We start from the raw sequence: 13848 nt of genomic DNA, 5'->3' as shown, positions 1-13848 counted from the left end.
GATTATTTGAACTTTACGGAAATCCTATACTGATTAATTACATCCTTAGCCCTCTCTCTTCTCTCATTATGCTCCTTCATGAACTCCCTAATCCTTTCAAACAACATCATCTTACACTCACCGCATAGTAACTTCCCAACCTTGCAATCTTCATAGATTTTCTTAACCCTCTCATCACTGTCCTGGAAAAGTAGATGATACTTATAAACAACGCAATTGTCCGGGTCACCACCATACTTACGTTGAAGCTCAGCCGTCGGTTGACCACCAGTTAGGGCATTCATTATCTTCCTCCTTACATCCCTTTCGCTATCAGTTACGTAAATTGCTGAGTCAGGGTTTGATGCGCTCATCTTGTCCTCACCGGTTAAACCGGGTATGAACTTGCTATATATCGTAGATGGTTTTGGATAACCTAATTCATCAGCCACATCCCTAGCCAACCTGAAGTATGGATCCTGATCTATAGCCGTTGGTATTAAAACGGGTACATTCTCACCATATAGCTCAGTTGGTAGGAACGCTACTGCTATTTCCAGGGTTGGGAAGAAGGCAGCACCGACATTAGTTGAATCCGTGAACCCAAAGGTGTGCTTAACAGTCGATAGAGTTAATTTCTTCCCAATCTTAATGGCTATTTTATATAAATACTTAATATCCTCACTGTCAATAATTATATGGAGCCTATCGGGCGTGAAACCAAGGGCTATTAGATCCAGGGCATTTTCGTACGCGTATTTATTGGTTTGTTCCAGGGCATATCCTTCCTTCACTAGGAACTTCTCATCATCCGTTAATTCGAAGAAATAATCAACATTGAACTTATCCACAAACCACTTACTTAGCATCCAGGGAACCAAGTGCCCAATATGAAGATCAGCGCTCGGTCCTCTACCATTGTATAGCGCCCATCTCAATCCATTTCTCTGTCTATTTAGGATTGATTGTAAATCCCTATGCGCGTAGAAGAAATTCCTCCTTATTAGGTAATGAACCTCACCAGTTAATTCACGCAATGTATTAATTTCATTGTCTGTTATTAATTGAACACCGAACTCATGGGCAAGCCTCATGTAGTCTACCTTACCCTTAACCTCCCAAGGCGTTACTGTATACTCATTCGCCAGATAGTAATCACCACGCCCATTAAAGAACTAACTAAATATAAGCATTATTAGTTATTTCTCTCCATTATCCCTTACATGATGCCTTAACTTCACCGTAACACCTCTACCAACACTCAGCACCTCTTCCTTAGATAGAACTAGCCTACCAACACCGAGTAATTCACCATCCTCCGAATAAATAGCAACCTCATCACCGGGAACAGCATTCCTAACGTCAATAACGAACTTAGCCATGACACTCCTACCCTGCCTCACGAAGTGTGCCGCATCCCTACTCACAATAACCATCCTATCAATTAACCGTGCACCCTCAAGTGTTGGTAGCGGGCGGCCATCACTCGCCCTAATTGTGAAGACAAGCTTATTACCAAGGTATATTCTCCTCAAACCACCTGTCTTACCAACCTCAATTCTAAACTCACCACTTAATCTCTTTAATACATCAGGCCCGTAAATGTAAGATATAACTCCCCTAATTATGTCCTTAGTTAATTGATCCATCCCTCTGGACCTAAGGAATACCTTAATTTTAAGGTTTAATACGTATTAACATTGTGAGTTGGTATAACGACTTCATAAGCAAGTTAATAGAGTGCAGGGCATGTCCAAGACTAGTAAGTTATAGGGAGAGAGTTAAGCCGCTGCCAAGATTCATGAATGATAGGTATTGGTTGAGACCAGTACCGCCATGGGGCGATCTAAATAATGCTCGTATAATGATTGTCGGATTGGCGCCTGCAGCGCATGGTGGTAATAGGACTGGGCGTATGTTCACTGGGGATAGTAGTGCCCAATTCCTATTTAGGGCCTTATACGAGGCTGGTCTATCTAATAAGCCCTATAGTATTTCCAGGAATGATGGTGTGACTTTGAAGTGCATATACATAACATCCGTCGTTAAGTGTGTACCGCCAAATAATAGGCCTAGTAATGAGGAGCTTCATACTTGCGTAGGTAATTGGTTTAGGTATGAGCTTGAGCATGTTGGGCCTCGGGCAATTATTGCGCTTGGACATATCGCATTCCTCGGCATTAAATTAGCCCTAGGAATTAGGGCTGAGTTTAGGCATGGTGAGTATATTGACTTTAATGGTATTAGGATATTCATGAGTTACCATCCCAGTCCAAGAAATACTAATACGGGTAGATTAAGGATTCGTGATTTAGTGAATATTTTAAGGATGGCTATGGAATACTCTGGCTGTGAATCAACCTAGGTATTTACTTAACCACTTGTAAATTACCATTCTTTGCACCTCATTTGTACCCTCACCAATTTCCATTAATTTAGCATCTCTGTAAATCCTATTCAACTTACTATTGCTCCACACGCCATAAGCGCCCGTTAATTGTACGGCTCTTCGAATAATATCCATGCCTATGAGTACGGATGTTAACTTAGCTATTGATGCAAATGCGTAGTAGTCCTCATACTTACGATCAAAACGCGAGGCTGCGTCATACACAATAGATCTCATGGTCTCCATATACGCCATTATATCTGCTAACTGGAACTGAACCCACTCCAGATCACTTAATTGTTGATTAAATGCTCTCCTATTCTTAACCCATCCAAGGGCCTCTGTAAGTGCTGCCTCAGCAAGGCCCAGGGTAACTGAGGCCACGGCAATCCTTCCCAGGTTTAACGCCTCCATTGCTATCCTGAACCCTTCATTAGGCTTACCAACAATATCATCATCACCAACTACACAATCATTAAAAGTAAGCTCAGAAGTGCCTGTTCCTCTTATGCCCATGACATATATTGGGCTTGCCTCAATACATTTGCTTCTCCTAACTAGGAATGCTGTTATTGCCTTGTGCCTAGCCTCCTTAGGTCCAGTTCTCGTGAATACTATGTACACGTCAGCATAAAGCCCCTGGGTTATCCACATCTTCTTCCCATTTATTACCCATTCACCACCCCTCCTCTCAGCCCTAGTCTCAATAGCAGCAGCATCACTACCACAACAAGGCTCACTAAGCGCAAATGAACCTATTAATTCACCCCTAGCTAACTTAGGAACTAACTCCTCCCTCATCTGTTTATTACCATACGTATAAAAAGCATCGGTTACCAGAAAACCCTGTACCTCGGTTAGTATTCCCATGGAACCGCTATATCTCGATATCACCTCGATAGATAATGCCGTACCTAATATATCCATGCCATAACCACCATACTCTCTCGGCATTACTGGTGCTAGTATCCCATTTTCACCTAACTCCCTAATTACTTCACGTGGATAATAATTCTCCCTATCAATTTTATCAGCAACAGGTTCTATGAATCTCTTGCTCAACTCATCAACTAATTCCATGAATCTTTCATGGTCCTTAGTTAATAGTGGGTGTTTTACTGATATCATAATTCTACCTCTGGTAATCCTCTTGTTAGTATTTTGTGAATGACCATCCTCTGAACTTCATTAGTACCCTCGGCAATCTCAAGGACCTTAGCATCCCTATAAGCCCTTTCCGAGAAGCTTTCCTTTGAATAACCAAAGCCACCAAGTATTTGAACGCCATCTCTCGCTATCTCAACAGCCATCTGGGCCGTGTATAGCTTAGCAATTGAAGCATAGAGCACGAATGATGGGTCCTTATTATCATAAAGCCAGGCAGCCTTATATGTTACTGTCCTACCAATCTCAAGCTTAGCCTTAATATCGGCTAACTGGAACTGAACCCATTCCCAATCAATCAATGGCTTTCCGAATGCAGTCCTGGTTTTAGCCCATTCAAAAGCCTCATCAAGTACACCTTGGGAAAGTCCAAGGGCTACGCCTGAGATACCTATTCTTGCAAGGTCCAATGTAACCATGGCTATCCTAAATCCCTCATTGACCTTGCCCAATACATCATCATCACCAACTACACAATCATTAAACTTAACCTCAGCCTCACCGGCACCCCTCATACCCATCATTTCCAACTTACTAACCTCAACGCAATCACTCCTCTTCACGAGGAATGCCGTTACTGCCTTATGCCTAGCCTCCTTAGGACCAGTCCTTGCGAAGAGTAGGTAAATGTCCGCATAGGCTCCTTGCGTGATCCAGATCTTTCTACCATTTATTACCCATTCACCACCCCTCCTCTCAGCCCTAGTCTCAATAGCAGCAGCATCACTACCACAACAAGGCTCACTAAGCGCGTACGATGCTACCCATTCACCGCCGGCAATCTTTGGTAGTATTTCCTCCCTCTGTCTATCAGTACCATACCTGAGTAGCGCATATACTATGTTGTCATTTACTATCTCGGTAATGAAGCCGAGGGTTGGACTATACCGGCTCAACTCCTCAACAACCACAACACTACCCCTAAGATCAATTCCGGGTCCACCATACTCAGGTGGTGCTGATGGCGTTAGAAAGCCCTGCTTACTAAGTTCTCTTATCAAATCTCTTGGGTAGTAGTCCTCTAGATCCATCTTCCTGGCTATGGGAACGATATACCTCTCAGCAAACTCCTTAACACTATTTCTAATGAGTTGATGCTCCTCCGTTAAAAAAGGATCTGGCATATAACTTAATAAAATAGTGTGCTAATAAATATTACTGTAGATCATTACCTTCTTACCCAAAAATATTATTAGTAATATTATGACAATTGAAATAATAAATAATGAAAAATACCAAGTAAATACGACTATGAATAAGCCCACATTTATACCTGTACTTTCAATTAACGATTTAAATCCATTAAGTATTGGCAATTTTATTATGACCCTTTCCACAATATATGATAGGTATATTATAAACAAGGATAGAAGTATAGGATAGAACTTAAGTATGCCGATTAATGACGAATACAACACAATACTCACCATGAGAATTACAATATAAGGTATTACTAATGCCTCAGGTATTAGAAAGCCCATGTACGTCAATAATACAATATTTATTACGAATAAGTATTTATGATAAGTGGATCTATACGATACCACTACCATGGATATGGCATTAACCAATATACTAAGAAACGCTGTACTGGAACATTGTGCATATTGTGTTAATGTTAATTCAAGTATTAACCATATGATACTAATTAGGATATAGGAAATATAATTATTAAGCTTCATTATAATCACTAATAATTGTGACTAATTACCCAAATCAATATTTAATAAAATAACCCTATCCCTATTACTCACGGTACTTAATGCCTTATTCAATTCGTCAATAGACGGCTCATCCCCCAAGGGAGACCTTATATATGCTATCTCAAGCAATTTATTATAATCTATGTATTTGCGAAAGTAATCTGGTATGTTCATAGTTACGTTATTAATATCACAACTCCTAATCATTTTAATCCTTATTTCACGTTCTAAATAGGGAATAATGACTTTACTCAATATTTTCTGCTCTACATGATCCTTACTCACAAGTACTACACTTACTTCACCGCAGTGTTGGGATAAATCGCTTATTGCCTGAAGGGCTTTATCGATAGGTCTCTCGTTATTTTGTGGTATTAATACCCTTGATGATGAATTCATTATGAATATTGGGCATGAGCCATAATCACTCCTATTAATCATCATTAACTCATTAACCCTGGCGCTCGTTAGCCAGTGTATTGTTGATGCAGATCGTTCATAATCATACACAGACAATGACTTAAAATCGCCTAGTCTACCCTCCATTAACGCCCCATACTCAGTATATCCATCAATCTCCACCTTACTAATTGCACTGCTAAGTTGTCTTGGCCTTATAACAACATTAACACCATTATTGAGAAGCAGGCTTTGGATTAATAAAAGCCTTAAGGGCTCCTCAAAATCAATAATCCCACCAATAATCTTAACCTCCCCAATCCACTTACCCGTTAATTTAACCATAAAATCACCATCATTAACCCTAATCTTTATAACGCTGGATTGAATATGAGGCGGATGAATTAATGTAAGCCTTGCTTCCCATCGTAATGGTATCTTAGACAAAATCCTGATGCCAATTACCGTTGATGAACCTACCATTAATCCCACATTATCTTGACTAAAGGCTAGTTGTGAATATAATGCAGTGAGTATGGTTAGTAAGTACCATGATAATACATATGATGTAAATACTATAAATAGCGCCAGCCCGAAGTAAACCCCAAATAGGTTATTGGTCAATAACCCAAGATAAGTAATGCCAGATAGGGCGAGGTATATAATCAATAACTTATTGCTCGGTATTACGCGTATCATGATTTACGAAGCACCCTCTCCATAAGTGGAGTTGGTACCTGCTGAAGTAATTGCCTAATTATTATAGTACTATCAGCGCCGAGGGTTATTATTCTATGATTAAGCACATAAGGTGCTAATAATTTTACATCATCAGGTATCACGTAATCCCTACCATCCAATAAAGCCCAAGCCCTAACCAACTTACTTAGTATTTGTGCAGCTCTCGGACTCGCACCGAGCTTCACATCACGGGCATTCCTCGTAGCCCTTATCAAATTCACTATATATCTAATGATTGAATCATCGACATATATCGATCGCACTAACGCCTGCAAACTCTCAATATCCTCTTTACTCACTACGGTATTGATTGAGCTTATGCTACCAAGGTCTATGTTCTCAGTTATCTTAAACTCAATATCCTCACTTGGGTATCCCAGTTTTATTCTTATCATGAATCTGTCCAGTTGTGCTTCTGGTAGTGGGTATGTTCCCTCGAGTTCAATAGGATTCTGTGTGGCAATTATCATAAAAGGCTTTGGCAACTCATAGGACTTACCACCAATTGTTACTTGGCCCTCCTGCATAGCCTCAAGCAAAGCAGACTGAACCTTAGGAGGAGCCCTATTAACCTCATCAGCAAGGACTATATTTGCGAAAATCGGGCCGAACCTAACCTCGAAGTCTCCGATCTTAGGATTGAAAATGAGTGAACCAGTTATATCACTTGGCAATAAATCAGGAGTGAACTGTATACGACTGAAGGAGAGACCCAGGGCTTTAGCGAATGCCTTAACTAGAGTTGTCTTGGCTAAACCTGGATAACCCTCAATCAATGCATGACCACCTGCAACTAAGCACGCAAACAAAAGCTTCACCTCTTGCTCATAACCAATTACAGACTTAGAAACCTCCCCCATTAGCCTATCCATAATTTGCTTTGAATCAACCGTTCTCATCACTATTTACCTAAAGATAATCCAGCATGGATTAAATTTTAAACTCAGCGCGCCTTTACATGGCTTAGTAATATATATATTAAGTAACCAATCAACCAGGGTAGTACAAGTATTAAGCCGATAATTACTGAGGACGCTAAATTACTAAGGCTAATGCCCATTGATGGCTTAACATAAGAGGGTATTGGCATGAATATTATCCAACCATTACCGATAAACGACTCATCCCATAAAATATTTGATCCCGGGCTAAATACATAGGAATTATTACCACTACTAATACCGTAAAAGCCAAGAGCTACCCTCGTGGGTATGCCATAAATCCTTAAAGCTGTCATTGCGAACACCATAAAATCAATAATAGATCCCTTTCCAGTCTTGATTAGGTTCTCAGGACCTACGGAATACGTAATAAGCCTATACTTACCACTCGATAATACATAAAATACCCTATTAACAATATTCATTAAATTACTTGATTGTTTAATACCGAGTGTGTTCATAATAATTGAATTAGGAATTGAAACTCCAGTAGATCCTAAATACTCCATTACGTATAAGAAGCTATAACCATTACTACTAGTACTCATTAGTTTCCTGCAAACATACATTGTATAATTAGCCTCAGTAATTGGTGATTCTGCAACAACTATATCGCCTGGTTCAAGTAGCATTAATACTGTTTGAGGCGCCACGCTCACTATCGATACATTACTCACAAAGTATGTTATTGGTGGTTGTGTATTAACAATAACGGGTATTGGTACAACCCTTACAGGCTCATCAAATGTTACGTTTATATTGTATTCATTACAATCATACCCACTACTAAACCAAATAGTTAATGGTGGCCTTGAGGTATTAACCGTTATTAAAGATAATGTATTCATTAGCGTTCCATTGCTATACTCATTAAACACTAAATACCTTAGGTAAATAGGTATTTCTGATCGAGCAGTTGCCTCAAAGCTCGAATAATTACCTGGTGTTAATACCGTAGGTACTGATATCGATTCATAGGCAATAATAGGGGTAAAGTAACCTATGAACGACGAACGAATTATCACTCCATTGTATATCCCAATATACGTCAAATTACCCAGCCTAATTAAACCGGCGAACTCACCTTCATAAGCGCCCTGGGATGCCATTAAGTAACCCGTGAGGTTTCCATACGATAATCGATATACATTGACTGAGAAGGCACTACCAACATACGTTAAGGAAACATTAAGAGACATTGCTGATAAATTGCTCTGCATCGACTCAAGTAGCAAAAGCATTATTAGTAAGCTCATCATTTATTGCTCAGTAATGCTGATTAATAAATCATTAATACCCATGGCAATACTAATCCTAATTGTAGCATTGATTATTACACCAGGTACCGTATTCAGTAATGCCTACGTGGGTTTTTACAATATCATTAACTGGCCTGTACTTAGCGTTACCCTAATAAACGGTACATCTAAAAGCAATGGAATAATCATTGTAATATCACCAGGAGAATTATCAAATCAACCGTATGAGATCTTCTCTGGAATTGGCTTAATCAGTGATAATTACCTACTGGTTGATGGTATTATATACACTAATGGTACAATAAGCATTGCAGAATTAACGCCAATAAACGCATCAATAAGTTCAGGTAACGTTGGTAATGAAGTTACCGCAACGCCGGGCGTTAATATTACTATATATGGTACCTCTGATTATGTGGTGATTGGTCAACGAACATACCATGTAGGTCAAATGACAGAGAGATCATCAATTATGAGTAATAATGTTAGTGGTAATTTCATAATGAGTAATGGCAATATTAATAATGCTCAATCCACCGTTATGCATGGCGTGAATAAGAAAGGGGAAAGTAGCAATATAATTATGCATATTATCGTTAATTCTTCATTACTAACAACAGTGTTAATGATCGCCCTATTAATATCACTACCTTTTCTTAGAATTCAGATACGTGATAATAAGGATTGCATTAACGATGCATTTATAAAGTTCGTAAAGAAACTCGGCGTTAGGGATCCCTCCTTAACCCATAGAGATCTTAGTAAATATTTACTAAGGAATAATTACCAGCTTAATGATACTGTTAATAGGGTGATTAATTATTATGAGATGGCTATTTATGGAAATAGACCAATTAAATGTGAGGAATTTAAGAGACTAGTTAAGGAGGCGCTCAATGCAGGGATTTATAGGAGGCATTGATGAGGCTGGCCGAGGACCAGTCATTGGGCCCATGGTTATGGCAATAGTGGTTACTAATGATATGAATAAATTACGAGAAATTGGTGTTAAGGATTCAAAGGAACTAAGCCCTGAAAGCAGGTCTCGATTATTCATTATTCTTAAGTCAATCCTAAATTACATAGACTATGAAATCATTGAACCAGTGATAATTGATAGGTATGTGAATATGAATGCTCTGAATATTCTTGAAGTAGAGGTAACCATTAAATTGATTAATAAGGCGTTAAGTAATATTCAGGTTCATACTATTTATATTGACTCGCCGGATCCCAAGCCCGAGAGGTTTAGGGATATGATCATGGAGAGGGTCAGTGGTAATGTTAATGTGATCGCAATGAACAAAGCTGATAAGTTAATTCCAGTAGTTTCTGCGGCAAGTATAGTGGCTAAGGTGGTTAGGGACTCAATAATTGAGAGGCTACATAGAGAATTTGGAGATTTTGGGAGCGGTTACCCTAGTGACCCAAGAACAATTGCCTTCCTTAAGAGGTGGATTGAGAAACATGGTGACCTACCACCAATAGTTAGAAGGAGTTGGTCGACCGCCAAGAAAATGCTTAGTAATCACTTAGATAAGTACTTATGAGGACCATGGCTCATTAAATATAAATACCTAGGAAATTACTGGCTTTACGCGTATGAGGATTAGCCTAATGATTACAATAATTGGATTAGTATTCATGGTTATTGGATTTGTGCTCCTATCAATAATCAATAATGTATTGCTCTCATCATCATTCTTCATAATAGGCTTTCTCCTAAATGTCCTGGGAATATTAATGATAAACAGGGATATTGAGAACCTACTCGTTAGACTTGAAATGGAAAGTAATAAGCCGAGCCCTGATGACATTAAGAGAAGGCCGCTCAAGAAACCAAAGAGATAATTCTTAATTTAAAGTATGAGAATGAAAAATAAAATCATTATATTAAGGAACACGGATATTAGTTCTAGTAATTCTTATTTACTTACTGTATAAACATAGTGTAATTGGTGATCTTGTGAAGACGATCTTAATAACGAGTGGCACTAAGGGTGGTACTGGCAAGACAACAATAGCCGTGAATATGGCCGTTATCCTCGCCTATGAATTAAGGGGAAGATCTCAATACCCCACCGTGCTTATTGACCTAGGTTTAGATAGTGGAACCGCAACCATGTTATTGCTTGGTAACGTTGAAACACAGATGATGAATACCCTCGCTGATTACTTCATGGGCAAGATCCCTGATCCACTTTCCACATTATACGTAAAGACTTGGCAGATTGATAGTGATTTATTTAAGCTCGTCTTTACCGCATCCCTAAGTCCATATCCAGGTCAAGTTAGAATTGATAGATACCTCCTTAGGGGCTTGCTAAATGCCGTGGAGGCCATATCACCAATGTACGTCATAATCGATACACCAGCCCTTGGCCTATCCTACGATACTTTAATTACACTTCTTGAGGTTAGTACAAATGTAATCTTGGTGGCAATACCTGATCATAGTAGTTTAAGGTCCGTTAGCAATGTAGTTAATCTTATACGAGACGTGAAGGCTACCAATAAATTATTGAAACCCATACTAAACATGCTTAATATTAAGTACCCAGTGGATGCCTTGAGTGGTTATCCATGGACGAAACTTTTGAGGGACATAGTAGGTATCGAACCTCATGTAATTCCATATGATGAATTATTCCCAATAGTAAGGCAGGCATTAGAAATAGAGAGCTTAAAACTATCATTCTACGAATCATCAGCCCTTGACTCAATTTTTAAATACGTAGACTATTTAATGGAGACTATACCAACCAATTAATCCTAATATGGTACGCTTGACGATGGTGCAGACATGGCTCCAAATAAGCCGCTCGCTATGAATGGCGACAACGCATAGAAGATAACCACCATCAGCGTTAACACAACCGCATGCCTAAATCCAAGTGATAACTCTCCCTCACCAAGCTTACCAGCTATTAACCCCATTATAAAGGAGTCTATGGTTATTGTAAATGAGAACGATGTAGCCAGTAAATTAATTAATGGACTAGACGTTGACCCACCTGCCGCAACACCACCAGGTCCGACCCTGGTCACTATCGCAACTACCGAGAATATTAAAACAACCAATGTAACTATTAGTATGATTGCACCTATGTATGGCACATATCTCAGCGGCCTCAGCCTAGCCCTCATATTCTCCTGGACGCTTACTATTGATGATGCAAAACTAGCGAGCATATCAAGAACCTGTGGCGATGCACCACCAAGGTCTATTGTTTCGGTGAGTAGGAACGTGAAGACCTTTGAGTAATAACTATGTAGTTTAGACATTATTGATGATAGAACCTCCCTAATCGGAACACCATACCTAATCTGCTTAACCATCTTATCTAGGTACTGATCAAAGGCACCATACTTCCTAGTATACCTCAGGGTCTCAAAGGTTTTTTCAGGCGTGAAACCACTCTTCCTTAATTCAGTCACATCCCTAAGGAACTCCGCGTACTCCCTATCAATCTCCCACCTCTCGCCAACAACCTTCATTGAGTAAATGGCAGTTGGTACAAAGGATAGGGCAAGAGTTAATCCAAAAACAATCGTGAAATCAAGAGGCACCGGTAAGCCGCGTATATAGATCCTATTGCCTAGATCCCTGTGGAATAATACCATATACTCAAGCGTGCCAAGTACGGCAGCTACGGCTATAGATACACCGGCCCACTTATACGGCCTATAATCAGTATATGGCGATCTAAATGCCGATACCTCACCAAGGTATATGAAGGCGATAGATATGGCAGGTACGATAAACAAGCCAAACATGTAGTTTGAGTTTATTGCCTGCATGAAGGCTGCGTACCTATTGCCAAACGGTGTTACGGCTTGTGCTAGATAAAGTACGTCAAGGCCTATTAGGAGTATTGCGGCAGATCCTATATAACTCTCCATGAGCATTCCCAGGAATTCAGCAGCCCTATTCATATGCTCTATGGCATTACTAACTATGTCATGTAATCTAGTATTTATGTAGTGGACAACATCACCGCCAGTCCTAACGGTAGTTATATAACCGCTAATGAACTCCCTAAGGGATCTACTCTCTAATGCTGATGATACGTTTGACAATGCTGTAAGTGGATCCTCACCAAAAACCTTAAACCTAATGTATGACCACCTAGCCACCTTACCCATGACCTCGAGGATCTTGGCCTCGGCAATTCTCTCCACAGCCCTAAATACGGAAAGCCCAGAGTTTGTTATTGCAGATACATAAGCGACAAAGAACGGTAATTCCGTATCGACCTTAAAGGCTAAGTCGCTCGATGTTATTCTTGGCATACTTATCATTATTTCATAGACAATAAGTGGCATGAATATGAGAACAATACCTATGGCTATTAAGATAAGATCCCTAATCCCATATTGCGTCGAGAATAATAACTTCATTTTAAGCAGAATTAGGGCGTTATTTAGGTTCAGTATTATGAGGATTACGCCAAGTGGGGCCGTTATTACAAGCATTATTGTTGTTATGAATAAGACTCGGGCCAGGTACCGCTCAGGGCTTGTGAATGATAGTGATGATGCAAGGTTTTTCTCTAGCTTCTCGTAAATTCTCGTATTCTTTAGCCTTAGGATTAGTGGTCCCATTACCGATAATGCTAATTCGTCTAGGTCCACATTCTATTTTATAATTTCAACTTTATAAACTTACCTCTACATGAAGTAAAGCAGTGCACGAATAATTATATAAACGGCGAATGCAATAATGCCTAATGCCGAGATGAGCTTAATGGCAAAATCAACCCTGGAACCACCATAGACCTTACCAACATGTACAGCGTACGGAAACACAAAGACCCAAATAAGTATGGCAAGAAACAAACCAATGATACTAGAGATACCAAATATACTTATGAATGATAAACCTGCCGTAAGCCACCAAAACACTTGATAGGGATTGGTTAAGCCCATGGAAACTCCCATGAAGTAATTAAGGAATGGAGACCTATTACCACTAGTATTCCTGGGCGAGAAGGTGGACCTAAGTATTGACGCGGCTAAATACATCATAACGGCAAAACCAACGAAATACAGGTAATACACGTAGTGACCCAAAATCCTGGAGAAGAAGTATGTTATTATCATTAAAATACCATCTGCGGACATAGCTCCAAGACCAACACTAGTTCCATGAATTGGCGAACGAGTTGCCTCAGCAGCAATTAATGCATTCATGGGCCCAGGGGGAACTGCGAGGAAGAAACCAAATACCATTCCAAGTACAAAGTCATAGAACTGATGAAGCATTAATAATT

General features: G+C 39.6%; 15 protein-coding genes. 5 read left to right on the top strand and 10 right to left on the bottom strand.

The window, feature by feature from the left end:
• Nucleotides 1–2: 2 nt before the first annotated feature.
• Together ACP5L5_RS04315 and ACP5L5_RS04310 are read right to left on the bottom strand one after the other, a co-directional pair.
• Nucleotides 3–1127, bottom strand: a complete 1125-nt coding sequence (locus ACP5L5_RS04315; protein WP_428761995.1) for a tryptophan--tRNA ligase — start codon at nt 1125–1127, stop codon at nt 3–5.
• A 51-nt stretch (nt 1128–1178) separates the two neighbouring features.
• The gene (locus tag ACP5L5_RS04310; RefSeq protein WP_428761902.1) at nt 1179–1628 is read right to left on the bottom strand and encodes a PUA domain-containing protein; all 450 of its coding nucleotides are present in this window, start codon (nt 1626–1628) and stop codon (nt 1179–1181) included.
• Between the two features lie 53 nt (nt 1629–1681).
• On the opposite strand from ACP5L5_RS04310, the gene ACP5L5_RS04305 reads away from it, so the two are divergent.
• Nucleotides 1682–2344, top strand: a complete 663-nt coding sequence (locus ACP5L5_RS04305) for a uracil-DNA glycosylase (RefSeq protein ID WP_428761901.1) — start codon at nt 1682–1684, stop codon at nt 2342–2344.
• On the opposite strand, the gene ACP5L5_RS04300 is transcribed toward ACP5L5_RS04305, so the two are convergent.
• From ACP5L5_RS04300 to ACP5L5_RS04275, 6 genes are read right to left on the bottom strand one after another with little or no spacing between them, the layout of a single operon-like run.
• On the bottom strand, nt 2336–3496 hold the full coding sequence (locus tag ACP5L5_RS04300; RefSeq protein WP_428761899.1) for an acyl-CoA dehydrogenase family protein: 1161 nt from the start codon (nt 3494–3496) through the stop codon (nt 2336–2338). The two genes, ACP5L5_RS04305 and ACP5L5_RS04300, sit on opposite strands and share 9 nt — an antisense overlap.
• Entirely contained in the window at nt 3493–4656 is a 1164-nt protein-coding gene (locus tag ACP5L5_RS04295) for an acyl-CoA dehydrogenase family protein (protein WP_428761897.1), read from the bottom strand. The genes ACP5L5_RS04300 and ACP5L5_RS04295 overlap by 4 nt, the downstream gene beginning before the upstream one ends.
• Nucleotides 4657–4677: 21 nt before the next feature.
• A complete protein-coding gene (locus ACP5L5_RS04290; protein ID WP_428761895.1) occupies nt 4678–5214 on the bottom strand; it encodes a hypothetical protein in 537 nt (178 codons plus the stop codon).
• 21 nt (nt 5215–5235) lie between these two features.
• Nucleotides 5236–6333 carry a DUF58 domain-containing protein gene (locus ACP5L5_RS04285; RefSeq protein ID WP_428761893.1) on the bottom strand — a complete coding sequence of 366 codons (1098 nt, stop codon included), beginning with the start codon at nt 6331–6333 and terminating at the stop codon, nt 5236–5238.
• The gene (locus tag ACP5L5_RS04280; RefSeq protein ID WP_428761891.1) at nt 6330–7274 is read right to left on the bottom strand and encodes an AAA family ATPase; all 945 of its coding nucleotides are present in this window, start codon (nt 7272–7274) and stop codon (nt 6330–6332) included. The genes ACP5L5_RS04285 and ACP5L5_RS04280 overlap by 4 nt, the downstream gene beginning before the upstream one ends.
• Nucleotides 7275–7318: 44 nt before the next feature.
• On the bottom strand, nt 7319–8572 hold the full coding sequence (locus ACP5L5_RS04275) for a transglutaminase-like domain-containing protein (RefSeq protein ID WP_428761890.1): 1254 nt from the start codon (nt 8570–8572) through the stop codon (nt 7319–7321).
• A 16-nt stretch (nt 8573–8588) separates the two neighbouring features.
• Here ACP5L5_RS04275 and ACP5L5_RS04270 point away from each other — a divergent pair, with 16 nt between their 5' ends.
• From ACP5L5_RS04270 to ACP5L5_RS04255, 4 genes are all read left to right on the top strand, one after another.
• Entirely contained in the window at nt 8589–9497 is a 909-nt protein-coding gene (locus tag ACP5L5_RS04270) for a hypothetical protein (RefSeq protein WP_428761888.1), read from the top strand.
• A complete protein-coding gene (gene rnhB, locus ACP5L5_RS04265; RefSeq protein WP_428761886.1) occupies nt 9472–10125 on the top strand; it encodes a ribonuclease HII in 654 nt (217 codons plus the stop codon). The genes ACP5L5_RS04270 and rnhB overlap by 26 nt, the downstream gene beginning before the upstream one ends.
• Before the next feature lie 52 nt (nt 10126–10177).
• Nucleotides 10178–10426 (top strand): CDP-alcohol phosphatidyltransferase family protein, encoded by a 249-nt coding sequence (locus ACP5L5_RS04260; protein WP_013605688.1) that lies wholly within the window; start codon nt 10178–10180, stop codon nt 10424–10426.
• Nucleotides 10427–10541: 115 nt separating this feature from the next.
• The gene (locus ACP5L5_RS04255) at nt 10542–11345 is read left to right on the top strand and encodes an AAA family ATPase (RefSeq protein ID WP_013605689.1); all 804 of its coding nucleotides are present in this window, start codon (nt 10542–10544) and stop codon (nt 11343–11345) included.
• Nucleotides 11346–11347: 2 nt separating this feature from the next.
• On the opposite strand, the gene ACP5L5_RS04250 is transcribed toward ACP5L5_RS04255, so the two are convergent.
• Both ACP5L5_RS04250 and ACP5L5_RS04245 read right to left on the bottom strand, forming a co-directional pair.
• Nucleotides 11348–13210, bottom strand: coding sequence for a type II secretion system F family protein (locus tag ACP5L5_RS04250; RefSeq protein ID WP_428761884.1), 1863 nt, complete (start codon nt 13208–13210; stop codon nt 11348–11350).
• Between the two features lie 36 nt (nt 13211–13246).
• On the bottom strand, nt 13247–13840 hold the full coding sequence (locus tag ACP5L5_RS04245; protein WP_013605691.1) for a LysE family translocator: 594 nt from the start codon (nt 13838–13840) through the stop codon (nt 13247–13249).
• Nucleotides 13841–13848: the final 8 nt, after the last annotated feature.

It is taken from the genome of Vulcanisaeta sp. (assembly GCF_049966235.1).
GTDB classification, from domain to species: domain Archaea; phylum Thermoproteota; class Thermoprotei; order Thermoproteales; family Thermocladiaceae; genus Vulcanisaeta; species Vulcanisaeta moutnovskia.
Note: the sequence above shows the minus strand (reverse complement) of the source record. Positions and strands in the feature narration are given on the sequence as shown.